The following is a 24992-nucleotide window of genomic DNA, read 5'->3' on the forward strand; positions in this document are numbered from 1 at the left end:
GTCGCCGACGTCGCCTTCGGCTACGGCAACCCCGGCGACGAGACCTTCGTCGGGGACTGGGACGGCAACGGCACCGACACCTTCACGCTCTACCGCATGTGACCGTCAGCGGCCGAGCACGGCCGGCGCCGCCGCCTCCCACCGCTCCTGCCACGGGCCGATCGGGGCGACGCCGACAGCCCGGAGCGCGTCGTGCCCCAGGACGGAGTAGGCAGGGCGGGGGGCGGGGCGCGTGAACTCAGCCGACGTCGTTGGCAGGACCATCGCGGGGTCCTTGCCCAGGGCCGCCGCGATGCTCCGGGTGAAGCCGTGCCAGGAGGTGCTGCCCGACGACGTCGCGTGGTACGTCCCGCTGGGGGCGGACGCGCTGACGAGGCGGACGACCAGGTCCGCGACGTCGGCGGTCCAGGTCGGTTGACCGACCTGGTCGTCGACCACCCGCAGCTCGGTCCGTTCGGCGGCGAGGCGCGCCATGGTCTTGGGGAAGCACGACCCGTGCTCGCCGTACAGCCACGCCGTCCGCAGCACGAGATGGTCGTCGACGCCGGCACGCACCGCCCACTCCCCCGCCGCCTTGGTGCGGCCGTAGGCGGACCGCGGCCGCATCGGGGTGTCCTCCCCGTACGGCCGGTCGGCCGCGCCGTCGAAGACGTAGTCGGTGGAGATCTGGACGAGGCGTGCCCCCGAGGCGTGGCACGCCCGGGCGAGGAGCTGCGGGCCGACCGCGTTGACCGCGAAGGCCCGCCCCTCGTCGGTCTCCGCGGCGTCGACGGCGGTGTACGCCGCGCAGTTGACCACGACGTCGACGCTGTCGACGGCGCCGTCGACAGCAGCCTGGTCCGTGTTGTCGAGCACGACGCTGCCCACCGAGCGCACGTCCTGCCCGTCGAGCCGAGCCACCAGGTCGCGGCCCAGCATGCCGGTGCCGCCGACCACCAACCAGCGGGTCATTCGGGACCTCCCGAGCTCGTCGGCACGTCGTGCCGCGGCAGGGGCCGGAAGGCGTGGCTCAACAAGGCCCGCGCCGTCGCCGGCCGGCGCGCCGCCACGGCGGAGGGCACGAGCGTGAGGGCGTGCGCCCGGGAGGTGAGGTGGAGGCGGGCCGCCCGTTCCGCCCGACGCCACCCGCGCCGGCGGAACAGGCCCGCGGCGAGCATGAAGTACTCCCGCTCCCCGGTGAACTTCGCGGCGCCGAGCAGTGCAGCGGAGGAGGCGCTGCTGGTGTGCCGCCGGTACGCGAAGCAGACCGTGGGCTCGTACCACAGGGTCCCGCCGGCTAGCACGATGTCGATCTCGAGCGCCAGGTCCTGGATGACCGCCAGCCCCTCCCGGAACGGCACGGCCTGGAGGGTCTCGCGCCGGAAGGCCAGCGAGGGCCAGTAGAGCCAGTCGCCGTGCAGCAGGGTGGTAGCCAGCCGCTCCCCCGAGAGCAGCATCGGCCCAGCCCCCCGCGGCCGGACCACGTGCTGCTTCACCCAGTCCGCCAGCGTCGCTGAGTCGGCCCCGGTCTCGTCGATGACCCGGACCCCGGGCTGGATGACGTCGACGTCCGGGTGGGCCGCGTGCACCGCGACGATCGTCGAGACGTAGTCGGGGAGCAGCACGTCGTCGTACCCCATGATCACGACCCGGTCCTGGGTGGCGAGCTCGGCGCAGCGGGCGAAGTTCCCCGTGATGCCCAGGTTCTTCTCGTTGCGCAGGTAAGTGACGCGGTCGTCACCGAGGGCCGCGACGCGCTCCCCCACCGTCTCGTCCGGGTAGCAGTCGTCGACGACGGTGAGCCGCCAGTCGCCGCTGTCCTGGCGGCGCACGCTCTCGATGGCCAGCAGGAGGACCTCCGGGTCACCGTAGAACGGCACGAATATGTCCAGCAGCACCGGAGCCCTCAGTCCTCTCACATCCAGCAGATCGTGGGCGCCCGTGGGGTGCCCGGCCCCACAGTACCCAGCGGTCGGGCGCGGCTACTATCGAGGTTCCCTCACCTGGAGTGCACATGAGCGAACCTGCCGCGGCGGCCACCGGCCGCCGTGTCGGCCGTGCCGACGGGGCAGGGGTCGCGACCGCCGCGGCGATCGCCGCGCTGGCCGGTCTCGCCGTCCAGGTCATGGCGGCCCGCCAACTCACCCCGGCGCAGAACGCCGACTTCCTGGCGTTCTGGTCCCTGTTGTTCGCCGGGTACGCGGTCGCCACCGGGCTCCAGAACGAGACGACGCGGTCCGTGCGGGCAGCGATGCTGGCGCCCGGCATCGAGCCGGGGCGCCCCCGGGTCATGGTCGTCGCCGTCGCCGTCGGCCTGGCCGGTGCACTGGTCATGGCCCTCGTGGCGGGCATCGGCGGCGAACGCATCCTCCACACCGACGCCGGTGCCGCCGCTGCGCTGCTCGCGGCGGGCATGATCGGCGCGGCCGGTAACGGCGGCACCACGGGCAGCCTCGCCGGGCGTGGCAGCTGGCGCCTGTTCGCCTTCTTCTCCGCCGTGGAGCCACTGGTCCGCCTCGTCCTGGTCGCCGCCGCCGTGCTCGCGGGTGCGGGCCTCCTGGGTCTGGAGGCGGCCACCGCGGCTGCCGGGGTGACGTGGCTGGTGCTGACGCTGCTGCTGCCGCGCGCCCGCACGGTGTGGTCCCTGCGCGCGGACTCCGGTCACTCCCGCTACGCCGCGCGCCTGCTGGGGGCGATGGCGGGCGCGGGCGCCAACGGCATCCTCATGGTGGGCTTCCCCACCCTCGTCAAGGTGACCACCGACGCGGCGGTGTACGCGGGCGCCGCCCCCCTCATCCTCGCCGTGTCGATGACCCGGGCCCCGCTGCTCATCCCGCTCAACGCCTTCCAGGGTGTGGTCATCACCCAGGTGGTCGAGGCACCCCGGCGGACGACCCGCACGCTGGTCAAGGCGTCCGGGCTCATCCTCGCGGTCGCGGCCGGGGGCGCCGCCCTCGCCGCCGCCGTCGGCCCGTGGCTCATGGAGCTCGTCTTCGGCGACGGCTACCGCGTGGCCGGCCCCGTGCTGGCCGCCCTGACGTTCGCCGCCGGCGTGCTCGCGGTGCTCGTCCTCGCCGGCGCGACCACGCTGGCGCTGCGCCGGCACGTCGCCTACGTCGTGGGGTGGTCGGTGGCCGTGGTGCTCTCGCTGGCGATGCTCCTCCTGCCGCTGGGGCTCGAGGCCCGCGTCGTCATCAGCCTGGTCGTCGGGCCGCTGAGCGGGATCGCGGTGCACGTCGGCGCCATCCGCGGCGCCGTCGGGCGCAGCGTCTAGACTCCCCACGTGCCCCGCCCTGCCGACCGTAGGCCCGTGATCGCATGACCGCGCCACGGACGAGCGTGGTCATCCCGCTGTACAACGGCGCCGGCAGCATCGCCGACGCGATCGCCAGCGTGCTGCGGCAGACGGACCAGGACTTCGAGATCGTGGTGGTCGACGACGGCTCCTCCGACGGGTCCGCGGCAGTGGTCGCCGCCGTCGACGACCCCCGCGTCCGGCTCCTCGAGCACGAGCGCAACCGTGGCGTCGCCGCCGCCCGCAACACCGCCGTGGCGGCGGCCCGCGGCACGCGCATCGCCTTCCTCGACGCCGACGACACACTCGACCCGACCTACCTCGAGTCGGTCGGTGCGGCCATGACGGGCGACGTCGACCTCGTCGTCGCCGGGCACGCGATGGTGCACGCGGACGGCACCCGGATCCCCGTCTCCCCGGGCACCCCCGGGGTGTACCCACGCCGGGTGGCCACCGTGCGCGCCATGCAGGACCGCATCGCGGGGCTGGCCGGCGGCACGGTGGTCGACCGGGCGATCGCGAGCCGCGTCCCGTTCCCCGAGGGTCTGCGCCGTTACGAGGACCTGGCCACGACCGTCGCCTACCACTCCTTCTCCCGAGCTACGGCGGTCCTGCCCGAGCCGCTCTACCTGTACCGCGTCAGCGACCAGTCCGCGACGTGGGGGCGCCCCGCGACACCCGACGAGGTCGAGCGCGCCATGGAGCACGCCGCTCGGATGCTGAACCCGGAGGTGGACGGGCCGGACGTCCGCGCCGCGCTGCGCAGCCTGCGCGTCCTCTCGCTGCTCGTCTGCGCCCAGAGCGCGATGACGGCACCGCAGGTCTCGGCGCGCGACCGGGCCGCGGTGCGGGAGGCCGCCCGACACCTGCACACCGGCGACATGCTCGCCACCGCACGGGCACGCCCCGACTACGCCGCCGCCGCGCTCCTGCTCAAGGCCGCCCCCGCCGTGTACCGCGTCGTGTACCGCCGATACGCTCGACGCCGGTACGCCCTCTAGCCCAGCCACCCCACACGGACGGAGATCCCCTCGCACATGCCATCCGACCACGACCTGCTCGTCATCGTCCCCGCCTGGAACGAGGAGATCCCGCTCCCGGGCGTCGTGGCCGAGCTGCGCGAGAAGGTGCCGGGAGCCGACGTCCTCGTCGTCGACGACGGCTCCACCGACGCGACGGCCGCCGTGGCCACCGCCGCCGGGGCGAAGGTGCTGCAGTTGCCGCTGAACCTCGGGGTGGGAGGCGCCATGCGGGCGGGTTACCTCTACGCCAACCGGAAGGGCTACCGCCGCACGGTCCAGGTGGATGCCGACGGTCAGCACGACCCGGCCGAGATCCCCCGCCTCCTGGAGGCCCTGGACACCGAGGAGGCCGACGTCGTCATCGGTGCCCGTTTCGCGGGTGCCGGGAACTACGAGGCCCGGGGGCCGCGGCGGTGGAGCATGAAGTTCCTCGCCACCGTGCTGAGCTGGGTCACGCACACCCGCCTGACCGACGCGACGTCCGGCTTCAAAGCCTGCTCGCGCCGCGGCGTCGAGCTCTTCTCGCGCGACTACCCGGCCGAGTACCTGGGGGACACGGTGGAGGCGCTCGTGATCGCGGCCCGGAACGGCCTGAAGGTGAGGCAGGTGCCGGTGTCGATGCGGCCCCGCTCGGGTGGGACGCCCTCGCACTCCCCGCTGAAGGCGGGCATCTTCCTCATGCGCGCCCTGCTGGCCCTGGCCGTGGCGCTCACGCGGCCCAGCCAGGAAAGGTCTGATGTCTCATGAGCCTGTACCAAGCACTCCCGGTGTTGGCCGCGCTGTTCTTCATCGGCTACCTCCTGCACCTGCTGAGGGCGCGGCGTATCCGGGAGAAGTACGTCACGCTCTGGCTCGTCCTCGGTGCCGTGGTGCTCGTGCTGAGCATCTTCCCGCGGATCGCCTTCCGGGTCGCCGATGCCCTGGGCTTCCAGGCACCCTCCAACATGCTCCTGGCTGCCGCCGTCCTGGTGCTGCTCCTCGTGAGCGTGCATCTGAGCTCGGAGCTGTCCTCCGTGGAGGAGCAGCGCCGCACGATCGCCGAGGAGATCGCGCTGGCCCGCCTCGAGATCGAGGAGCTTCGCCAGGAGATCACGCCTCGCGACGGCACCACGCCTGGTGACGGCACCACGCCTCGCGACGAGACCGCACCATGACCGGTAGGCGGCACCGGGCCGCCGAGCCGCCGAGCCGACGAGGAGCCCGACCCTGATGGAATTCCGAGAGCTGGCCATCCCCGGCGCGTGGGAGATCACCCCGCGTCAGCACGGCGACCCCCGGGGCGTGTTTCTCGAGTGGTTCAGGCAGACCGCCTTCGTGGCGGCCGTCGGCCACCCGTTCCACCCGAAGCAGGCCAACGCCTCCGTCTCCGCGGCCGGTGTGCTCCGCGGTATCCATTTCGCCGACGTACCGCCCTCGCAGGCGAAGTACGTCACCTGCCCGCAGGGTGCGGTGCTCGACGTCGTCGTCGACATCCGGGTGGGCTCCCCGACGTTCGGCGCCTGGGACACCGTCCTGCTCGACGACGTCGACCGGCGGGCCGTCTACCTCTCGGAAGGACTCGGGCACGCGTTCTGCTCGTTGGAGGACGGCTCGACCGTGATGTACCTGTGCTCCGAGCCGTACGCCCCCACTCGGGAGCACGGCATCCACCCGCTGTCGGAGGAGCTGGCGATCGCGTGGCCCACCACCGACCGTGCCGGCCGGCCGCTGACGGTGCAGCTCTCCGACAAGGACGCGGCGGCTCCCACCTTCCGGGAGGCGGCGGGCCAGGGGCTCCTGCCGACCTACGCGGCCGCGACGGTCTTCACCGACGCGCTCCGGCGAGGCTGAGCGGCCGGACGCCCGCGGCGGCCGCCCGCCACATCACCGGGTCACGCCGAGCGTCGCGGTGCCGTTCGCGTCCCAGTCGCCGACGACCGTGCGGTCCGTAGCGTTGCCGTAGTCGAACACCACCTCCGCGATGCCCGAGGACAGCGAGTTGCGGATGTGGTACCGGATCCCCCGGCGGACCGCGAAGCTGTCCCCGCGGGCGCCGTCCCAGTCCCCCACGAGGATGACGTCCCCGGGGTCGCCGTAGTAGAACGCACGGTCCGCGTATCCCGATGTGAGCGTGTTGCGGATGTGGAACTGGTTCGCCCGGCGGACCGCGAAGGTGTCGGCGCCGTTCCCGTCCCAGTCCCCCACGAGGATCTTGTCGCCAGGGTCACCGTAGTAGATGACCCGGTCGGCCTCGCCGCTCGTCATGGAGTTGCGGATGTGGAACTGGTTCCCGCGACGGACGGCGAACGTGTCCGTGCCGTTGCCGTCCCAGTCCCCCACGTAGATCTCGTCGCCCGGGTCGCCGTAGTAGACGACGCGCGTGGCGGCGAGGTTCGCGTTCTGGTCCGTGACGACGAACCGGTTCCCCAGGCGGGCAGCCAGCGTGTCACGCCCGTCCCCGTTCCAGTCGCCCACGATGATCTCGGCACCTTTCGCGCCGAAGCGGAAGTTGACGTCCGAGTACCCGCTGAACCGGTTGTTGAGGTAGATCCGCTGGCCCATGAGGTTGTCCACCGCGCTGGAGAGCGAGGCGAGCCGGCCGTAGATGTCGTCACCCGGGCACGTGGTCCGGGTGATGTTGGCGACGTCGCGGTGGCCGAAGATGCGCGGCAGGTTGCTTCCGGCGGGCACGTAGTTGGTACCGGGCGCGATGATCCCGCTCGGCGACCACACGTCGATACCGGTGTCGGCGAACCGCCACGCGATGACCTGTGCCATGCGGTCGAGGATGACCTGCGGGGCGTTCACCTTGGTGAAATCGCCCATGGCCGCGATGCCGAGGGTGCCCGTGTTGAAGCCGCCCGCATGCGCCCCGACGATCATCGTGCCCGCGGGGGCGGACAGCGACCCGGCCCTGCCCTCGAAGATCTGGCCGTACTTGTCGACGAGGAAGTTGTAGCCGATGTCGCCCCAGTCACGCGTCACGGCGTGGTAGTAGTAGATGCCCCGGACGATGCCGGGTGACTGGGCCGCGGTGTAGGCGTTCTGGCCCGCCGTGTGGTGGACGATCGCCGCCTTGAGCGTGGCCGGCTTCGGGGTCCAGGTCATGATCGAGCTGTCCGCCCCCCAGCCGGCGCGGGTGATGATGTTCGGCCTCGGGGCCACCGCGGAGAGCACACCTCCGGTGAGGGCCGCCGGCATCGCCGTCGTCGCGGGGGTCGCGGTTGTGGGCACAGCGGTCGTTCCCGATGTCGGTGCCGTGGTCACCTGGCTCACGGGCGCCACCACCGCTTCCTGCGGGCCGGCGGCGACCGCCACGAACGTGCTCGCCGCCACGCCGAGCTCGGCGAAGTTCGCATCGGCGTTGAACGCCACCGGGTCGGCGACGTCCGCGGGTGCGTCCTCCTCCGGCAGGTAGGTGACCTCGCCACCCTCCTCCGTCACGACCTCCGCGGACTCTGCGGGGTTGCTCGGCATGAGGCTGAGCTGCAGGTTCTCGGGCAGTGTGCCCTCCGGGCCGCTCACCTGGACCTGGACGGCCGTGGCCCCTCCGGCCACGTACGGGTCCGTCCCCACGGTGCCCGTGGAGACGTCCTCGGCGGACTCCACCTCGGCTTCGGTCCACTCCAGCCACTCGCCGTCCTGCATGGCGCGGATGAACACGTGGAGGCCGCCCTGGGAGGGGCCCTCGTCCCACGTGACACCGGCGACGAAGAACTCCGGCGTCTCCATAGGAGGCGTGAGGAGGAGGACGTCTGCCGCCTCAGCCGCGGTGACCGCCGTGGTGGCGGGGAGGAGCACCGGTCGGCTCGCCGACATCGGACCACCGCTCCCGGCGCCCGCGGTCCGCACGACCAGCTCGGTGGCCGCCTGGTCGGTCGGCACCTCCGCATGCTCCAGCCGTTCCAGGCCGTCGAGGGCGATCCGGGTGGGTTCGCTCGCCACGCCCGTGAGCCCGACCACTGTCACCGGGGACGGGTCCGGCGCCGTCTCGACCGCGGAGGTCTGCGGCGTCGTCTCCACTCCGGCGGTCTGCGACGGGGCCCCAGCGACACTCGTGCCGACCAGGGAAACAATGACCAAGGAAATGCCAAGGGGGTGCCATGCCATGCGAATTACTCATTCCGAACGGTTATCGGTTGGGGGAAGTGCACCGATCCGGACACCGAAGCGTCCAAGGAAGAACGTACCCTGATTGCCGCAAGAAGGCCCGCAATACGGTCGAGACGGCGCGGGAGATCGAACACACCGACACGGAGCACGGAGCACGGAGCACGGAGCACGGAGATTAGTCTGGGCGGGTACTTGTAGGCCCAGCCGCCGCGAGGCGGCCGAACGAGGGAGAGGCCGTGCGGCTGCTCGTCACCGGGGGCGCTGGTTTCATCGGCGCGAACTTCGTCCACCAGACCATCGAGGAGCGACCCGAGGCCCACGTCACGGTGCTCGACAAGCTCACCTACGCCGGCAACGCGGGCTCGCTCGCCGATCTCGCCAACGTGCGGCTGGTGGAGGGCGACATCGCGGACCGTGACACCGTCGACCCCTTGGTCGCCGAGGCGGACACCGTGGTCCACTTCGCCGCGGAGTCGCACAACGACAACTCGCTGCTCGACCCGTCCCCCTTCGTGCACACCAACCTCGTCGGCACCTTCACCCTGCTGGAGGCGGTCCGTCGGCACGGCACCCGTTTCCACCACATCTCCACCGACGAGGTCTACGGTGATCTCGCGCTCGATGACCCGGCGCGGTTCACCGAGATCACCCCGTACAACCCCTCCAGCCCTTACTCCTCGACCAAGGCCGGCTCGGACCTCCTCGTGCGCGCCTGGGTGCGGTCCTTCGGCATCGCCGCGACGATCTCGAACTGCTCGAACAACTACGGGCCGTACCAGCACATCGAGAAGTTCATCCCCCGCCAGATCACCAACCTCATCGACGGCGTCCGGCCCAAGCTCTACGGTGCCGGCCAGAACGTGCGCGACTGGATCCACGTCCGGGACCACAACCGTGCGGTGTGGACGATCATCGACAAGGGCCGGATCGGCGAGACGTACCTCATCGGCGCGGACGGGGAGAAGAACAACAAGGAGGTCGTCGAGCTCGTTCTTGAACTCATGGGGCACGATCCCCAGGATTACGAGAACGTGACGGACCGCGCCGGGCACGATCTTCGCTATGCGATCGACAGCACCAGGCTGCGCACCGAATTGGGGTGGCAGCCCGACTTCTCCGACTTCCGCGCCGGCCTCGAGGACACCGTTCGCTGGTATCGCGAGAACGAGGCCTGGTGGCGGCCGCAGAAGGTCGCCGTCGAGGCGAAGTACGCCGCGCAAGGGCAGTGAGCTGGTAGCCAACTCGGTCCGGGACCGAGTTGGCTACCGTCACCGGGCTTCGCGAGGCTCGGGATCGGCATGGCGACCGTCAGCGGCGCACGACGCCGAGGGTGTCGCTGCCGTTGCCGTCCCAGTCGCCCAGGAGCACCTCGTCGTCGGGGTTGCCGTAGGTCACGACGCGGTCGGCCGCCCCCGTGGTCAGCGAGTCCTTGAGGTGGTAGACGTTCCCGCGCCGCACCCCGAGGGTGTCCCCGCCGCGGCCGTCCCAGTCTCCGACGACGAGTGCGTCGCCCGGGTCGCCGTAGTAGATCACCCGGTCTGCGTAGCCGCTGCTGACGGAGTTCTTGATGAGGAACTGATTCCCGCGGCGCACCGCGAACGTGTCCACGCCGTCCCCGTTCCAGTCCCCCACCAGGATCGTGTCCCCCGGGTCGCCGTAGACGATGGCGCGCTCCGCCACGCCGGTCGTGTTGGAGTTGCGGAAATAGAACACGTTCTTGCGACGGATGGCGAGGGTGTCGCCGTCCTTGCCGTCCCAGTTGCCCACGAGGAACGTGTCGGTCGGGTCGCCGAAGGTGAAGGCCGTGTCGGCGTATCCGGTGAACGAGTTGTTGAGGTGGATGAGGTAACGCGGCTGGGGCGGGGCGACGGGCGCCCACCATGACGAGCGGAGCCCGAAGCGGAAGACGGCCTCGTTGTTCGGCAGGGTCACGGAGCCGTTGGTGCACTCGACCCTCGCCCCGGTGATCCGGCCGCCGAGGTCGCCGCGACCGTCCCGCGAGGTGATGACGAGCCGCTGGAGGGTCCCGCCCGCGGGACATCGCGCCTGGACGTTGGCCACGGGAAGTTTCGCGGTCCAGGTCGAGACGGGGTCGCCGGTCGCGGTACCGGTGTACGGGTCCGCACGCGCGGCCAGGTACGGGCGGGTGCTGTCGCCCCGCGAGTACCCGCCGTTCGACGAGGAGAACTGGGTGAACGCGGCCGCGCCGCCGTACCAGCGCGCGTGGCCGTTGGTGTCCTCGACAGCGGCGCTGGAGCGGGCGTCCTCCTTCATGAAGATCATCGCCCCGGTGTCGGACACATCGGCCCGTCCGCCGTAGACCTGGCACTGGTCGGTGTCGCACAGGTCGAAGGGGCCGGTGCTCCGCTTGACCGAGAGGGCGTAGGTCCGCGCCGCCACGGCCTGGGCCTGGACAGCCGCGGGGAGCCAGCTCGCCGGCATCTCGCGCGGCACGACGCCGTAGAGGTAGAGCTGCATGCGGACGACGTCGACGACGTCGAACGTGTTCGTGGTACCGATACGGACGAGACGGAAGTACCCGTGGTAGTAGGTGCCGCTGGCCGCTGTCGGGGAGTCGGCGAGCACCACCCCGGTGCCGTACTCAGCACCGGGGGTCGCCTTCACCTCGAGCGTGTCGCCGGTGCGACGTACCGGCGCCTGGCCGGGCCGCTCGATGATCCAGCCGGTGGCGTCGAGCGTGACCGTGACCTTTCCGGTCAGTGTGGTGTCGGAGGCCGTCAGCGTGCCACCGGTCCCGGAGGTGCTCCAGAAGGACGCCTGCGACGGCGTCCCGAAGGACCGGAGCTGTACCCGGAGCTCATCGTTGCCGACGTCCTGCTTCGTCGTCCCGGGGTAGTAGAACTCGAGGATCTGATCCACCGTCCGGTCCTGCTGGGCGGCGCCCTGCGCGCCCCACTGCGAGAGCCCCTTGCCGTGACCCCAGCCGTGGCCGCGCACGTCCCAGGACCCGGACGCCGGAGCCGGATAGATCGCCTCGGCGGCGGCCGCACCGCTCGTGGTGGCCACCGCCCCAGCGACGGCGAGCCCGAGCCCCAGCACGGCAGTGAGAATGCCGCGGATCTTCCTACCCATGTTCCCCCGTTCGAGACCGCACCTGTGGATCCATCATGGACCCCCTCCTACGCATCGGCACGGTCGGACCGATCATGAGCGGAGCGGGCTAGTCCCCCACGGCGTCCCAGTTGATCTCGTACAGCTCGACCCCGGGGTTGGAGTAGACCAGCTCGAAGATGTCGGGCTGTCCCGCGACGTCGTCGAGGCCGGGCGACCGCACGGCACCCGGGAGCAGGAAGCCCTCGGAGAGCCACACGTGGGTGATGTCGAACTCCCGGGCGATCCGCTGGACCTCCGGGTCGTCTGCGAGGTGGTCGAACCGCTCGTCCAGGATCGCGTGCTCGGGGGTGTTGCCGTCAGGGCCCATGTGCCCGTAGACGGGCCGCACCCCGCTCACGGCATACATCAGCGCCGAGCCGTCCCGGAAGTCGTTCATCACTCGTGCTCCGGGGTCCACGTAGTGCGGGAGCTCGAGCATTCCGGCCCGCTCGTTCTCCGTCACGGTGGGGCCGAGCGAGTACCGGAAGAGCATGGCGTCCCGGTTGCGCACGAAGTACGCCTGATCCGAGCCGACGTAGTACACGCCGACGACGACGGCGGCCGCGACGCCGACCCCGACAGCAACGAGCACAGGACGCCTCGACAGGGCCGTGCCCGGGGTCCAGCCCGTGCGCCGCATGAACCAGCCGGCGCCGGAGAGGACCGCATCCGCCAGGATCCCGATGAACACCGGGGCGGCCACCGCGACGAGCGCGGACAGTCGCAACTGGTCGTTCCACCAGAGGTTGGTGAGCATGAGGGAGAGGTCGGAGTCCACCGCGACGGCAAGCACGTACAGGCCGATGCTTCCCACCATGCCGACCACGATCGCGCCGGCAAGGCGATACCGGCGCAGCAGCAGCGTGACCGCGACGCCCGCCCAGACCAGGACCGCCAGCAAGAGCTGGACGTTCTCGCGGAAGCCCGTGCCGAAGAGCAGCCCCGTGCGGATCCCCTCGCCGATGGTCAGCACCGCCGGCCAGTCGTGCGGCTGCCCCTCGCTCAGGGTCCGCTGGATGCCGACGGCCGTCGGCACGATCATGATCGCGATGAGCAGGGCGCTCAGGGCACCCCAGCCGAGCATGCGGAGGCGGTCCTTGCCGGCGCACAGCAGGAGGGCCACGACGATCGGCACGCCGTACACGAGGAGGCTCGCGGCCGCAGAGGTGTGCGTCGCCACGGCACCCATCGCCGCCACGGCCAGGACCACGGCATCCACCGGTCGGCGTCGCCGGGCGCCCTCGATGAGAACCGCCAGCAGCGCGGGCACCAGGACGAGGGACTGGGTGAAGGGCACCAGACCCCGCCAGATGAGCTCGTAGGGCAGCGCCGTGAAGCTCGTCGAGACCAGCGCGGCGACGCCTGCTCCGAACGGCCCGGCACCGACCGCCCGGGCGAGCACGACCGCACCCAGCGGCAGCGAGACCATCCAGAGGGCGATGTGGGCGTGCATGGCGGCGATCACCCCCGTGGAAGCCAGCCCGGACGTGAGCGCCGCCAGGGCGTGGAAGGCGGCCGGGTAGTACGTGGGCGCCGACGAGGCGTACGCGTTGACCCCCGCCAGGCCCTGCGCGGTCCCGATGCCCGTGTCGGCGATGTACCGGATGGCGTTCGCCTGGAACACCGCGTCGTAGTCCTGTGGGATGACGTAGAAGTTCTGCGACGCGGACAGGTAGGCGCGCACACCCACCAGCACGGCGACGAGCACCAGCACGGCGACGAAGACGATGCCGGCGGTGGGCCACCTCCGCACCGGGATCGACTCCGGGCCGGGGAACCGGCGTCGCACGAGGTACAGGACGGCCGCGGCGGCGAGAGCGGGCACCAGGAGCCACCAGACCGACCACCGCCACCCGACGAGGTCCGCCAGAGCGGTGCCGACGTAGGTGAGGAAGAGGGTCACCGCCGGGCTGAGCGCCAGGAGCACCAGCGGGCGCACCCGCGCGGCGAGCAGCACCACCGCACCGGGCACCCAGGTCAGCAGGATCGCGATGGCAACCGTACGGGCGACATCATCAGCAGCCATGTCGTCCTCTCACGCGTCGACGGGGGGACGCACGGTCCCCATGGCCTTCATCCGCTGCCGGGCCGGCTCCTCGAACCACCGCCACAGCGCGTAGCCGGCGGCGAGCACCAGAAACGGGATGAGGATGAAGACGATCTTGGAACCCATCGTGCCCGGGGCCAGGGCGGCAACGTTGCCCTGCAGGAACCAGACGGGCTCGATGACCAGCATGTGCACCAGGTACACGCTGTAGGAGGCCATGCCACCGACCACGAACGGACGTGTGCTGAGCACCCGGGCGATGTGCCGGTCGGCGAGACCGAGGGCTCCGATGATCACCACGAAGAACGGCAGGGTGAGTGCCGGGGTGACGTGGGCAAGGCCGGCCCGGTCGGCGGCATAGAAGACCACAACCATGACGGCGAGGGCGGCGAGGGCCACATGGCTGGCCAGGGCGCGAGCCCGGGCTGAGTTCTTGATCTTCTGCACCGCCGCGCACGCCAGCGTTCCGGCGAGGAAGCCCCCGCCGATCCGCAGGACCCACATGAAGGGTGCGTACAGGCCGAGAGCACCCGTCGAGCTTCCCAGAGCGGCGATGAGAATCGCCGTCGGTGCGACGGCCGCGAGAGCCATCAGCGCAAGGCCGCGGGCGGAGGAGGTGGCGGCCATCCGGAAGATCACCAGCACGACCACCGGGAAGGCAAGGTACGCCAGGGCCTCCGCCGAGACCGTCCATGCGGGACCGTTCCAGGTGAGCCGGTCGGAGTCGGGCTCGGTCCACTGCACGACGAGGAACATCTGACGCAGGAAACTCAGCACCGTGAAGTCGCGCGGAGCCACCGGGTCGGGACGTTCTGTCGCCAGGAGGAACCCGTGCCACAGCGCCGCGACAAGGAGGGTGAAGAAGTACGCGGGCCACACGCGCGAGAGGCGTGCCCACCAGAACCGGCCGGTCAGCGCGGATCTCAGCCTCGGGCCCATCCGCGAGCCGTAGTTGAGCACCAGGACGTACCCCGAGAGCACGTAGAAGATGTCGACGCCGAGCGCGCCCTGGTCCAGGACGGCCCCCACCCAGCGCTCCACACCGGGGAACTCCGAGTAGAGGTTTCCCCGGAAGTGGAAGAGCACCACCCACACCGCGGCGACGATCCGCACGCCGGTGAGCGCGTGGACCGGTGTGTTCGGGGGCGGTGCGAGCGGCGACTCCGACGAAGGGGCCGCCTTTGCCTCATCCGCCGTGGTGCTGCTGGTCACCGAATGGTCCTCGCAGGCTTGACGACGGGCTTGAAGAAGAGGCCCTTGGCCGCCGCCTTCAGCACCCGCAGCCGGAGACTGTGTGGCACCCCGGAGCCACGCCACTGCTTCATCATGTTCTCCGCGAGGGAGGCCGCGATGGTGGGGCTGCGGAACTTCACCGCGGAGGCGATCTGGTTGCGGGCGCCGTACTCGAACTTCCAGATGTTGCTCTCGTTGAGGTCGCCCCAGTTCACGCCCCGGTTCTGCGGGAGGAGGTGGTCCACCACGGACTCGCCCACGAAGATGCCCGGGCGGTGCTTGGACAGGCGCTGGGTGTACTCGGCGTCGTCGTACCAGATGAAGAAGTTGGCGGACGGCAGGCCCACGGCGTGGATGGCCTCGCGGGTGATGAGGGCGGAGACGAAGGAGCAGGACTTCATGAGCGTGTAACTCGCGCCCATGCTCAGTGGGCGGGCCCAGTCCCACGTGGGATCGGGTGTGTTCATCTCGCACAGGGAGCCGTCCTGGCCCCACAGCACCAGGGAGCAGGCGAAGGAGGGCAGGTACCCCAGCCGCTCCTCGGCGTCCTCGAGTGAGTCGACCAGCGGGCCGAGCGCGCCGGGGCGGGGCACGGTGTCGTCGTCCATGAGCCACACCGCGTCCATGCCGAGGCCGTAGGCGACGTCGGTGCCCTCGGCGAAGCCACCGGCGCCGCCGGTGTTGGTCGGCAGGTGCTTGATGGTGGTCTCGACGGCGAACTCGCGGGCCTCGAGGTACTCCCGGGTGCCGTCGGTGGAGGCGTTGTTGATGATGACGATGTGGTCCACCGGGCGTTCCTGGGCCTCCAGGCCCGTGAGCGTCTGCTCCAGCAGCGCCATCCGGTTGAACGTGACGACGACGGCTCCGACGCGCATCAGGCCTGCTCCTTCTTCCGTGCGTAGTGGGTGGTGAGGTACCGGCCGGCGGGCTCGACGGCGCGCAGGCCGCGCAGCAGCCGGCGCTGGTCCGCACGGACCCGGGCGACGGCGTGGGGCTCGGTGGCGAGGTGCTCCAGCGCTCGCTGGGCGCCCGCGAGGAAGGCGCGCGGTGCGCGTGGGGCGAGCAGGAGGGGCGCGATGACGCTGCGTTGGCTGCCGACGTCGGCGGAGAGCACCAGCACGCCGTGCTGTTCCGCCTCGATCGTGGTCAGCGTGAGGCCCTCGTTGTCCGAGGAGATCACGAGCACGTCGACGTCGTCGAAGAACTGGGCGACCGGGCCCCACTGGCGCCGTTCGATGACCCTGCCGAGGCCGGCCCGGCCGATCTGCCCGTCGACGTAGCTGCCCAGGGCGCCGGAGCCCTGCATGAGGAACCAGTAGGCACCCGGGTCGGCCTTGTGCAGCCGCCGGGCGAGCTCGACGAAGAGGAAGGGGCGCTTCTGCGGTGCGAGGCGGCCGAGGAACCCCACCCGCAGCGGCCCGCTCCGGGCGGGTTCGACGCTCTCGGCCTCGGTGCCACCGGGGCCGGCGTCCGCCCCCGAGCCGCCGGCCAGGTCGGTCAGCGGGTGGTAGGCGACCTTCGCCGGAGATACCCGGGCGTCCATGAGGTACAGGTCGCGCAGCTCGGGGCTGATGACGTGGTGGACGTCGATCAGATGGGAGAACTCGAGGCTGTGCCGCACGAAGCCGCCGGTGCGGTGCTCCACGATGTGCGTGCTGTCCATCACCGTGACGCCCCGGGTGCGGTGGCGCAGCTCCGGCAACGCGTTGTATGCCTGCGCGGAGTGGTGGATGTGCACGTGGCGGATGTCGTGCGCACGGAACACCCCGACGAGGAACGGGGCCCAGTCCTCCTGGGGGAGCACATTGGCGGCCAGGTAGACGTGCGGGGTGATCGCCAGTGCCCGCGCGAGGGCGCGCTGCGGGGCGCAGCGGTCCACGGTGATGACCACGTCGAGCCCGGAGTCGCGGGCGATCTCGGCCGAGCGGAACGCCCAGGCCTCGGCGCCGCCGGACTCGAGCCAGTGCATGGCCACCCAGACGGCGGGGCGTGCGGCGGCAGGGGCCCGGCCCGCCGCCGCGGTGGCGGTCGCCAGCGGCTGTGCCTTGGGCTCCATGGGTGACCGCCCGCCGGGGGCGGTGTCGTTCCGGCCCTGGCGCCACATGTCCAGGGCCAGCGGGGTCCGCCGGTACAGGGTCGCGTAGACCTTCCCGGCCAGCCGGCGCACGGGGTCGGTGGGGGCGAAGAAGGCGAGTTCGCCGTCGGCACCTGCGAGGTCGGGGTGGGGCACCCGCAGCACACGGCCCACGGGATCGGCGGGCTCGGCCCCGGCCGGCGCGCCGAGCGAGAGCCGCCCGATCCCGCCCTGCCCGGCGAAGGACGGCCCCGCTGCGGCGAAGTCGGTGGTCGCCCCGCCAGGCATCGGCTCCGCCCGCTCGGTTCGGAGGAACAGCTCCAGCGGGTGACCGGGATGGGCGAGCTCGAGGGCCCGGACGGCCGCGAGCACCCACTCGATCCCGACGGTCCGCACGGCCTCGACACCGTCCGGGGTGAGCGAGAAGGTCGTGTCGCGGTCCGGGTACGCCGCGCGGAGGCCGTCGAGCAGCTCCTCGACGTCCTGGTGCTCGCTCATCGTTCCCTCCTCATGCGGGCGATCGCCTCGCCGATCGGTCCGTCGACCACGGCGTGCCCCTTCTCCAGCAGGATGCCGCGGTCGCACAGCTTCGCCACCATGTCCAGGTCGTGGCTGACGATCACCAGGGACTTCCCGGCGTCGCGCAGCTCACGGATCTTGGTCAGGCACTTGCGCTGGAACGGTTCGTCCCCCACGGCCAGGATCTCGTCGACGAGGAACACGTCCGGGTCAGTATGGACCGCGACGGCGAACGCCAGCCGCAGGAACATTCCGGAGGAGTAGAACTTGACCTCGGTGTCGATGAACTCCTCGATCTCGGAGAACGCGACGATCTCGGCGAACTTGCCCTCGATCTCCTGCTCGCTCATGCCCAGGATGGCGCCGTTGAGGTAGACGTTCTCCCGGCCGGTCAGGTCCGGGTGGAAGCCGGCGCCGACCTCGATGAGCCCGGCGATCTTCCCGCGCACGCGCACGGCGCCGTCGTCGGCGCGCATGACGCCGGAGATCAGCTTCAGGAGAGTGCTCTTGCCCGAGCCGTTCAGTCCCAGCAGGGCGACGGCCTCGCCGTCGGCCACGGAGAAGCTGATGTCCTCCAGTGCGACGAACCGGTCGACCCGGGCGGTGGGCCGACCCTTGAGGTTCCACACCACCCAGTCCTTGGCGGTGTGGGTGTGGCGCAGGGTGAAGTGCTTGACGACGTCCTTGACGACGATGCGCGGCTCGGTCGGGGTGGTCATCACAGCTCCTGGGCGAAGCGCCCGTCCAGACGGCGGAACACCCACTCGCCGATGACGAGGGTGACCACCGAGGTCAGTCCGGCCAGTGCGACCCACTGCGCCAGATCCGGCACCGCCACGTACGTGGCACCGTCGGTCGGGGCCCAGAACGCGTAGTGGAAGAGCTCGACCACCGGGGTGAGCGGGTTCAGCATGTACACGGTCCAGATCCAGCCTTCCCCGACGACGCCGCGCACCGCAGTCCACAGGTAGAGCACCGGGGAGGCCCAGGTGGCGACCATGAGGATGAGGTCGACGAGGTTCTCGGCGTCGCGGAACATGACGTTGATGGCGCCGAAGACGAGCCCGAGGCCGAGGGAGAAGACCACGAGGATCACGAACCCGAGCAGGACGGCGCCGAAGTGGAGCGCAGAGGGGCTCCAGCCGTATGCGAGCGCCCCGACCACCAGCACCACGAGCTGGGGGAAGAAGTGCACGGCGGCGACCCACAGCGCGGAGACGGTGAACAGCTCGCGGGGCAGGTAGATCTTCTTCACCAGGGCGTTGTTGCCCACGATGGCGCGGGTGGCGTTCCCGAAGGCTTCGCCGAAGAAGTTGACCACGACGATGCCGGCGAAGAGGTAGACCGCGAAATTGTCGATCGCGCGGTTCATCTGGAGGAACACACCGACGGCGAAGTAGTAGACGATGAACTGCACGGCGGGCTTGACGTAGGACCAGAGCATGCCCAGCATCGAGCCGCGGTAGCGCACCCGGAGGTCCTTGCGGACGAGGAGCTTGAGGAGGTACCGCTGCCGGAAGACGTCGAGGAGGCCTCCGCCGCGTCCGGGCTCGACGAAGGCGTCGGGGGTGGTGCCGCTCACTCGTCGACCCCGCCGCTGGTCAGGGCAGCGTGGTCACGGAAGTGGGGGGCCAGCTTGTTGTCCACGGTGGACAGCGCGGCACCGATGGCCATGTGCATGTCGAGGTACTTGTAGGTGCCGAGGCGCCCGCCGAAGATGACGTCGTCCTCGCCCTTGCCCAGGTCGCGGTACTTCAGGAGCCGGGCACGGTCATCGGCGGTGTTGACGGGGTAGTAGGGCTCGTCGCCCCGCTCGGCGAAGCGCGAGTACTCGCGCATGATGACGGTCTTGTCCGTGGGGTAGTCCCGCTCGGGGTGGAAGTGCCGGAACTCGTGGATGCGCGTGTGGGGGACGTCCTCGTCGCCGTAGTTCATCACCGGGGTGCCCTGGAAGTCGCCGACGTCGAGCACCTCCTCCTCGAAGTCGAGGGTGCGCCAGCCCAGCGCCCCCTCGGTGAAGTCGAAGTAGCGGTCCACCGGGCCGGTGTAGACGACCGGCACCTGCCCCACGACGGCGGCCTTGTGGATCGGCTGAGTGGTGTCGAAGAAATCGGTGTTCAGCCGGACCTCGATGTTGGGGTGGTCGGCCATGCGCTCGAGCCAGGCGGTGTAGCCGTCGACCGGCAGGCCCTCGTGGGTGTCGTTGAAGTAGCGGTTGTTGTACGTGTACCGCACGGGTAGGCGGGAGATGATCCCGGCGGGCAGGTCCTTGGGGTCGGTCTGCCACTGCTTGGCGGTGTAACCCTTGATGAAGGCCTCGTACAGCGGGCGGCCGATGAGCTGGATGCCCTTGTCGTTGAGGTTCTGCGGGTCCGCACCGGCGAGCTCGCCGGCCTGCTCGAGGATGAGCGCGCGGGCCTCCTCCGGGCCGTGGGCGGAGCGGAAGAACTGGTTGATCGTGCCGAGGTTGATCGGCATGGGGTACACCTCACCACCCACGGTGGTGTACACGCGGTGCTGGTAGTCGGTGAACGAGGTGAACCGGTTGACGTACTCCCACACCCGCTCGTTGGAGGTGTGGAACAGGTGTGCCCCGTAACGGTGCACCTCGATGCCGGTGGTCGCTTCGCGCTCCGAGTAAGCGTTCCCGCCGATGTGCGCGCGACGGTCGATGACGAGCACCTTCAGGCCGTCATCGGCGAGCCGCTCGGCCACGGTCAGGCCGTAGAAGCCGGACCCCACCACGATCAGGTCGGAATTCACGCAGGTGTCTCCTCGTCCATGCAAAACGGTCCACGCAAGGTTAGCCCGCCGCCGGTCCTGCACCCGCACCGCGCCTGGGTAAGTGAGGGATTCCACGGAGCGATCCAGCCGATCGAGCCCGACCGGTCAGGACACCATCTGGCGGTAGGCGATCTTTCGTACTGGCTCAGGAACGAGCCGGTAGACCCCGCGGACGAGCACGTTGCGCAGGAACTGTGCGGTGGAGGTGAAACCGGAGGTGCGGAACCGCCACTGCAGCTCCAGCTCCGCGCGGAGCAGCCGCAGCCCGCCGCGCCGCCGGTAGGCGCCGGCCCCGATGCGGTAGAGCACGAGCGTGTCGGGCACGTTGCCGACCCGGGCGCCGGTCGCGATCATGCGGGCGAAGAGCCAGTAGTCCTCGAGCAGGTCGACGTGGCGGTACCCACCGGCGCGTTCCACCGCACTGCGGCGGTAGACCACCGAGGGGTGGTTGAACGGGTCGCGGAACCGGGCGGTCGCGGCGATCTCGGGGGCGCTGGTGGGCAGCACGCGCGACATGCCCAGCTCTCGCTCGTCGTCCACGAACTCCGTGATCGCCGAACCGAGCAGGTCCAGACCTGCCTCCACCAGCGGGATCTGCACGGCGAACCGCGGTGGCAGCGAGATGTCGTCGGCGTCGGCGCGGGCGATGATCTCGTAGGAGCAGGCGCCGAGCCCGCGCTCGAGTGCGGCGGCGAGGCCCCGATTCTCCTCGAGCTCGACGAGCCTGACGGGCACGTCCCCCGCGGGCGACGCCGTGCCCTCCCGGAGCGCACCCAGCACCTCCGCCAGCTCGGGCCCGACCGGGCCGTCCCGGACGATGACCAGCTCGTCCGGTCGGCGCTCCTGCTCCACGGTCGCCGATCGGACCGCCCGGTGGAAGAAGGTGGCGGAGTCGCCCCGGTACACCGGCAGCAGCACGCTGAACCGCTCAGGCACGACCGGCCCCCTGCTCGACCTGGTGGACCTCCTCGCTCACGGGCCCGAGGCCTGCGAGCACGGCGGTCGTGGTCGCCGGCCGGGTGGTCAGGCCGTCCCGGAAGCCGCGCCCGCCCGCGCGGAGGAGCACTCCGCGCCGGCGGGACCGGGCGATGGTCCGGGCCCACCGCAGCAGGCTCGACCCGCCGTAGAGCAACGACGCGCCGGGACCGAGCGCGCGGGACCGGGTGAAGAGCCACACCTTGTTGCGTACCTCGAAGTAGAACCGCTCGCCCGGGTCGGCATCCGTGGCCCCGAACGTCTTCGTGAGGTGGCGGACCACCGAGGCAGGCACGTAGAGGCCGACCCGGTGCCGGAGGAGCCGGGCCGTGTACTCGAAGTCGTCGTTCCAGATGAAGTACGCGGCCTCCGGGAGCCCGGAGGCGCGGACGTCGCGGGCGTCGACCAGCAAGGAGACGAAGGAGGCCGACCGCACCTGAGCCCCGCCGACGGCGCGCGCACGGTCGCGCTGCGCCGCGCTCGCCCCCGGCCGCGGGCGAGGGGTGTTCATGGGGTGGTCCCGGCCGTCCGTCCACACCACCCGCGATGCCAGCACGGCGGGCTCGCCCGCGTACCCCGCGCGCGCTTCGAGCAGCTCGGCCAGCGCCGTCGGCGTGGGGACGGTGTCGTCGTCCATGATCCAGACCAGGTCCGCCCCGTGGGTCTGCAGGGCGTGGGCGATGCCCGCGGCGAAGCCACCCGCGCCGCCGGTGTTCTTCGCCAGCGTGACCACGTCGGGCGCGGACGCGTGGGCTGTGGCTACCTCGCCCGAGCCGTCCGTCGAGGCGTTGTCCACCACCACGATGCGCTCGCATGGGCGCGTTTGCTGAACGAGTGCGCCGAGGGTCTGGACCAGCAGCTCGCGCCGGTTGTACGCGACGACGACGACGACCACCTCGAGCTCGTCGTCCTGCGCTGGGTGCTTCACACGATTCTCCTGTTGGTCCATGGCTTGCGGGCTCCGCCGCAAGCCTAGACGTCCGAATCTGCCCGACACCGCGGCATCCGCCGTGCACGGCGGATGCCCGGGCACCGCCTCGGCAACCGGAACCGCTACGTGCTGTCGCCTGCTCTAGGGTGAACAACGTCATCCACGCGCGACGCCCATGAAGGGGTCGACGTGCGTTTCGCCATGCTTGTCCGCCGAGGAGCAGCCGGTGCAACACCTGCGTGATAGGCGGTCATTACGGGATCGGCGGCACGCCCGAGCCACGCTGGAGGACGGACGGTCGATCGGGTGGTCGATTCTGACCGCGGTGGCGTTCTTCTTCCTTTCCCACCCCAGGGTGCTCATCCCTCAGATGACGACGTCCCTCGCCGTCGTGCTCGGCGTCGCCGTCACCGTTGCCGTAGTCAACTTTCGTGACTTGCGGCGTTCTGTCGTGCCCGTCGGCCTCGCCGCCCTGCTCGCCTTCTTCGCTCTCTCGGTGCTCTGGTCGATCAACCGGGCGGACTCCGTCCGTGCCGTGGTGTTCTACGCCCTCATCGCCCTCGTCGCGTGCCTGATCGTCGCGAACTGCGAAGTGGATGTGCTCCTTCAGGGTGCCGTGTGGGGGGCCGTTGCGGTGTCGATCGCTGCGTACGCGGCGATCATGCTGGATGTGCGCGCGGTGGGTCCCGGCCCACTCTGGGTCACGCCGGTGCACGGGGTCGTGGGGAACAGGAACATCCTCTCCTACACCCTGCTGCTCGGGCTAGGTGCCGTCCTGAGCTACCGCCCACCAGGGCGCCTCGCTGCGGTACGGCGGCTCGTCCCGTTCGTACTCGTGCTCGGCACCCTTGTGCTGTCCCGCTCGGGCACTGGCGCGGTGTCCGCAGTCGTGCTCCTGACAGCGTGGGGAGGCTGGCACCTCGTGACTCGCCTCGGGCGGAGCTCGCTCCCCTTGCTCGGACTCGCCCTCATCACGGCTACCGGAGCCGTCCTGCTCAACGCGGAGCGCATCATCGGGGTGCTAGGCAAGGACGGAACGCTCTCCGGCCGCGTCCCTCTGTGGCGCGGCATCCTGGACGTGACCAGCGAATCACCCTGGGGCGGCTACGGGTGGGGCGGTGTCTGGACTTACTCATGGCTGCCGGCCTCCGGTCGTGAGGTCAAGAACAACATCGACGCCGCCGCTGGCTCATACCTGTCGCACGGCCACAATCTCGTTCTCGATGTGCTGCCGCAGGTCGGGATCGTGGGCACGGCACTACTGCTCGCCGTGCTCGTAGCCGCGGTGGGGCGGGCACTCGCGGCGCGCGGGGGGCAGCCCTCCGCTCGTCTCTGGATCGTACTCACCGTGCTCGTCCTCTTAGTCGCCGGGCTGACCGAGCCCATGGCCAGCACGCCACTCGGCTGGTTCCATCTAGCGGCCGTGGCAGCCCTGGCGACGAGACTTCGGAGGGAGGCTGGGAGATAGGATCGGGCGTGTCGCGTCCCGGTATCTATCGGATCAATGACACTGGCGCTGCCAGGCCGTGTTCGAGATGACACCCCGAACCCGGGAGAACGAAAGGAACCCTTCAGACGTGAACCTCGACGAGGCACACATCGCGATAATCGGTCTCGGCTATGTCGGTCTGCCGCTCGCCGTGGAGTTCGGGAAGTACCGCGAGGTACTCGGCTACGACATCAACGAGTCCAGGATCCGAGAGCTGGGTGGGGGTACCGATCGAACCTTGGAGGTCAGCGACATCGAGCTCGCTGGGGCCGTGCACCTACGGTTCACCGCCGACCCCGCCGAACTCACATTGGCCGACGTGTACATCGTGACCACCCCGACGCCCGTCGACGGCCACAACCAGCCCGATCTCAGCCCCGTGCTGTCCGCGACGGAGACTCTCGCGAGGACGCTCCGGCCCGGGAACGTGGTCATCTACGAGTCCACGGTCTACCCGGGAGCAACCGAGGAGGAGTGCGTCCCCCTCCTTGAGCGAATCTCGGGGCTCACGTTCAACGAGGACTTCTTCGTCGGGTACAGCCCCGAGCGCATCAACCCGGGCGACAAGCTCCATCGGGTCTCCACGATCAAGAAGGTCACCTCCGGCTCCACGCCAGCGGTGGCGGACTTCGTTGACGCGCTCTACCGCCAGATCGTGACGGTCGGGACCCACCGCGCGCCATCGATCCGCGTCGCCGAGGCGGCGAAAGTCATCGAGAACACCCAGCGCGATGTCAACATCGCGCTCATGAACGAACTGGCCGTGCTCTTCAACGTTCTCGAGATCGACACCGAGGAGGTCCTCCTGGCGGCCGGGTCGAAGTGGAACTTCCTCCCCTTCCGGCCCGGTCTCGTCGGCGGGCACTGCATCAGTGTCGACCCCTACTACCTCACGTACAAGGCACAGGCCGTGGGTTACCACCCGGAGATCATTCTTGCCGGCCGTCGCCTGAACGACTCCATGGGCGCCTACGTGGCCTCGCAACTCGTCAAGGCCATGATGCGCAAGTCCATCCAAGTCCAGGGCGCCCGTGTACTCATACTGGGACTTACCTTCAAGGAGAACACGCCTGACCTGCGCAACTCGCGGGTCGTTGACATCGTCCGTGAACTTGAGGACTTCGGTGTCGCAGTGAACGTTCACGACCCACTCGCAGATCACGCCGAGGCGCTGGCTGCCTACGGTATCTCGCTCCTTCAGGAGATTCCGTCAGATGCCTACGACGCCATCATCCTCGCGGTGGCGCACGACCAGTACGCAGCAGCGGACATCGATGAGATTCGGGGCTACGGCAAGACGAACCATGTCCTTTACGACCTCAAATATGCGCTGCCCAAGGAAGCCACAGACCTGCGACTCTAGCGAGAAGGCAGTCTTCCTGGACTCGATGAGATATCCCTTGAGCGAAGAAGACGCCCTCATGCGAATACGCCCACG

At 70.3% G+C, this 24992-nt stretch carries 21 protein-coding genes; 8 read left to right on the forward strand and 13 right to left on the reverse strand.

The window, feature by feature from the left end; genetic code table 11:
• Nucleotides 1–105: 105 nt before the first annotated feature.
• Both rfbD and ACYC1Z_RS03155 read right to left on the reverse strand, forming a co-directional pair.
• Nucleotides 106–951 carry a dTDP-4-dehydrorhamnose reductase gene (gene rfbD, locus ACYC1Z_RS03150; protein ID WP_461408083.1) on the reverse strand — a complete coding sequence of 282 codons (846 nt, stop codon included), beginning with the start codon at nt 949–951 and terminating at the stop codon, nt 106–108.
• Complete coding sequence (locus ACYC1Z_RS03155) at nt 948–1877, reverse strand: glycosyltransferase family 2 protein (RefSeq protein ID WP_461408084.1); 930 nt, start codon at nt 1875–1877, stop codon at nt 948–950. The genes rfbD and ACYC1Z_RS03155 overlap by 4 nt, the downstream gene beginning before the upstream one ends.
• Nucleotides 1878–1993: 116 nt before the next feature.
• Here ACYC1Z_RS03155 and ACYC1Z_RS03160 point away from each other — a divergent pair, with 116 nt between their 5' ends.
• From ACYC1Z_RS03160 to ACYC1Z_RS03180, 5 genes are read left to right on the forward strand one after another with little or no spacing between them, the layout of a single operon-like run.
• The gene (locus tag ACYC1Z_RS03160) at nt 1994–3253 is read left to right on the forward strand and encodes a polysaccharide biosynthesis protein (RefSeq protein WP_461408085.1); all 1260 of its coding nucleotides are present in this window, start codon (nt 1994–1996) and stop codon (nt 3251–3253) included.
• 44 nt (nt 3254–3297) lie between these two features.
• Nucleotides 3298–4275, forward strand: coding sequence for a glycosyltransferase family 2 protein (locus ACYC1Z_RS03165; protein WP_461408086.1), 978 nt, complete (start codon nt 3298–3300; stop codon nt 4273–4275).
• Nucleotides 4276–4311: 36 nt separating this feature from the next.
• Entirely contained in the window at nt 4312–5043 is a 732-nt protein-coding gene (locus ACYC1Z_RS03170) for a glycosyltransferase family 2 protein (protein WP_461408087.1), read from the forward strand.
• The gene (locus ACYC1Z_RS03175) at nt 5040–5450 is read left to right on the forward strand and encodes a DUF2304 family protein (protein ID WP_461408088.1); all 411 of its coding nucleotides are present in this window, start codon (nt 5040–5042) and stop codon (nt 5448–5450) included. Before ACYC1Z_RS03170 ends, ACYC1Z_RS03175 begins: the two co-directional genes overlap by 4 nt.
• Nucleotides 5451–5505: 55 nt before the next feature.
• Nucleotides 5506–6126 carry a dTDP-4-dehydrorhamnose 3,5-epimerase family protein gene (locus tag ACYC1Z_RS03180; RefSeq protein WP_461408089.1) on the forward strand — a complete coding sequence of 207 codons (621 nt, stop codon included), beginning with the start codon at nt 5506–5508 and terminating at the stop codon, nt 6124–6126.
• Nucleotides 6127–6159: 33 nt separating this feature from the next.
• Here the strand turns inward: ACYC1Z_RS03180 and ACYC1Z_RS03185 are convergent, their stop codons facing one another.
• Nucleotides 6160–8244, reverse strand: coding sequence for a peptidoglycan recognition protein family protein (locus ACYC1Z_RS03185; protein WP_461408090.1), 2085 nt, complete (start codon nt 8242–8244; stop codon nt 6160–6162).
• A 380-nt stretch (nt 8245–8624) separates the two neighbouring features.
• On the opposite strand from ACYC1Z_RS03185, the gene rfbB reads away from it, so the two are divergent.
• Complete coding sequence (gene rfbB, locus ACYC1Z_RS03190) at nt 8625–9617, forward strand: dTDP-glucose 4,6-dehydratase (RefSeq protein ID WP_461408091.1); 993 nt, start codon at nt 8625–8627, stop codon at nt 9615–9617.
• A gap of 79 nt (nt 9618–9696) precedes the next feature.
• On the opposite strand, the gene ACYC1Z_RS03195 is transcribed toward rfbB, so the two are convergent.
• From ACYC1Z_RS03195 to ACYC1Z_RS03240, 10 genes are all read right to left on the reverse strand, one after another.
• Nucleotides 9697–11481, reverse strand: coding sequence for a SpoIID/LytB domain-containing protein (locus tag ACYC1Z_RS03195; protein ID WP_461408092.1), 1785 nt, complete (start codon nt 11479–11481; stop codon nt 9697–9699).
• An 88-nt stretch (nt 11482–11569) separates the two neighbouring features.
• Complete coding sequence (locus ACYC1Z_RS03200) at nt 11570–13528, reverse strand: DUF6541 family protein (protein WP_461408093.1); 1959 nt, start codon at nt 13526–13528, stop codon at nt 11570–11572.
• A gap of 9 nt (nt 13529–13537) precedes the next feature.
• Nucleotides 13538–14761, reverse strand: a complete 1224-nt coding sequence (locus ACYC1Z_RS03205) for an acyltransferase family protein (RefSeq protein WP_461408094.1) — start codon at nt 14759–14761, stop codon at nt 13538–13540.
• Complete coding sequence (locus ACYC1Z_RS03210) at nt 14758–15657, reverse strand: glycosyltransferase family 2 protein (protein ID WP_461408095.1); 900 nt, start codon at nt 15655–15657, stop codon at nt 14758–14760. The genes ACYC1Z_RS03205 and ACYC1Z_RS03210 overlap by 4 nt, the downstream gene beginning before the upstream one ends.
• Nucleotides 15657–17354: a glycosyltransferase gene (locus ACYC1Z_RS03215; protein ID WP_461408096.1), complete on the reverse strand. Its 1698-nt coding sequence runs from the start codon at nt 17352–17354 to the stop codon at nt 15657–15659. The genes ACYC1Z_RS03210 and ACYC1Z_RS03215 overlap by 1 nt, the downstream gene beginning before the upstream one ends.
• The gene (locus ACYC1Z_RS03220; RefSeq protein WP_461408097.1) at nt 17351–18094 is read right to left on the reverse strand and encodes an ABC transporter ATP-binding protein; all 744 of its coding nucleotides are present in this window, start codon (nt 18092–18094) and stop codon (nt 17351–17353) included. The genes ACYC1Z_RS03215 and ACYC1Z_RS03220 overlap by 4 nt, the downstream gene beginning before the upstream one ends.
• The gene (locus tag ACYC1Z_RS03225) at nt 18094–18957 is read right to left on the reverse strand and encodes an ABC transporter permease (protein WP_461408098.1); all 864 of its coding nucleotides are present in this window, start codon (nt 18955–18957) and stop codon (nt 18094–18096) included. The genes ACYC1Z_RS03220 and ACYC1Z_RS03225 overlap by 1 nt, the downstream gene beginning before the upstream one ends.
• The gene (gene glf / locus ACYC1Z_RS03230) at nt 18954–20138 is read right to left on the reverse strand and encodes a UDP-galactopyranose mutase (RefSeq protein WP_461408099.1); all 1185 of its coding nucleotides are present in this window, start codon (nt 20136–20138) and stop codon (nt 18954–18956) included. Before glf ends, ACYC1Z_RS03225 begins: the two co-directional genes overlap by 4 nt.
• A 126-nt stretch (nt 20139–20264) precedes the next feature.
• Nucleotides 20265–21095: a glycosyltransferase gene (locus tag ACYC1Z_RS03235; RefSeq protein WP_461408100.1), complete on the reverse strand. Its 831-nt coding sequence runs from the start codon at nt 21093–21095 to the stop codon at nt 20265–20267.
• Nucleotides 21088–22062, reverse strand: coding sequence for a glycosyltransferase (locus ACYC1Z_RS03240; protein WP_461408101.1), 975 nt, complete (start codon nt 22060–22062; stop codon nt 21088–21090). The genes ACYC1Z_RS03235 and ACYC1Z_RS03240 overlap by 8 nt, the downstream gene beginning before the upstream one ends.
• A gap of 328 nt (nt 22063–22390) precedes the next feature.
• Here ACYC1Z_RS03240 and ACYC1Z_RS03245 point away from each other — a divergent pair, with 328 nt between their 5' ends.
• Nucleotides 22391–23533 carry an O-antigen ligase family protein gene (locus ACYC1Z_RS03245; protein ID WP_461408102.1) on the forward strand — a complete coding sequence of 381 codons (1143 nt, stop codon included), beginning with the start codon at nt 22391–22393 and terminating at the stop codon, nt 23531–23533.
• A gap of 109 nt (nt 23534–23642) precedes the next feature.
• Nucleotides 23643–24917, forward strand: coding sequence for a Vi polysaccharide biosynthesis UDP-N-acetylglucosamine C-6 dehydrogenase TviB (tviB, locus tag ACYC1Z_RS03250; RefSeq protein WP_461408103.1), 1275 nt, complete (start codon nt 23643–23645; stop codon nt 24915–24917).
• Nucleotides 24918–24992: the final 75 nt, after the last annotated feature.

It is taken from the genome of Georgenia sp. (genome assembly GCF_054605595.1).

Bases quoted from the DNA above. Each gene is read 5' to 3' on its own strand.
- ACYC1Z_RS03165 (WP_461408086.1), top strand. From the start codon at position 3,298: ATGACCGCGCCACGGACGAGCGTGGTCATCCCGCTGTACAACGGCGCC.
- ACYC1Z_RS03200 (WP_461408093.1), bottom strand. From the start codon at position 13,528: ATGGCTGCTGATGATGTCGCCCGTACGGTTGCCATCGCGATCCTGCTG.
- rfbD (WP_461408083.1), bottom strand. From the start codon at position 951: ATGACCCGCTGGTTGGTGGTCGGCGGCACCGGCATGCTGGGCCGCGAC.
- ACYC1Z_RS03170 (WP_461408087.1), top strand. From the start codon at position 4,312: ATGCCATCCGACCACGACCTGCTCGTCATCGTCCCCGCCTGGAACGAG.
- ACYC1Z_RS03220 (WP_461408097.1), bottom strand. From the start codon at position 18,094: ATGACCACCCCGACCGAGCCGCGCATCGTCGTCAAGGACGTCGTCAAG.
- ACYC1Z_RS03180 (WP_461408089.1), top strand. From the start codon at position 5,506: ATGGAATTCCGAGAGCTGGCCATCCCCGGCGCGTGGGAGATCACCCCG.
- ACYC1Z_RS03210 (WP_461408095.1), bottom strand. From the start codon at position 15,657: ATGCGCGTCGGAGCCGTCGTCGTCACGTTCAACCGGATGGCGCTGCTG.
- ACYC1Z_RS03215 (WP_461408096.1), bottom strand. From the start codon at position 17,354: ATGAGCGAGCACCAGGACGTCGAGGAGCTGCTCGACGGCCTCCGCGCG.
- ACYC1Z_RS03160 (WP_461408085.1), top strand. From the start codon at position 1,994: ATGAGCGAACCTGCCGCGGCGGCCACCGGCCGCCGTGTCGGCCGTGCC.
- ACYC1Z_RS03175 (WP_461408088.1), top strand. From the start codon at position 5,040: ATGAGCCTGTACCAAGCACTCCCGGTGTTGGCCGCGCTGTTCTTCATC.
- ACYC1Z_RS03195 (WP_461408092.1), bottom strand. From the start codon at position 11,481: ATGGGTAGGAAGATCCGCGGCATTCTCACTGCCGTGCTGGGGCTCGGG.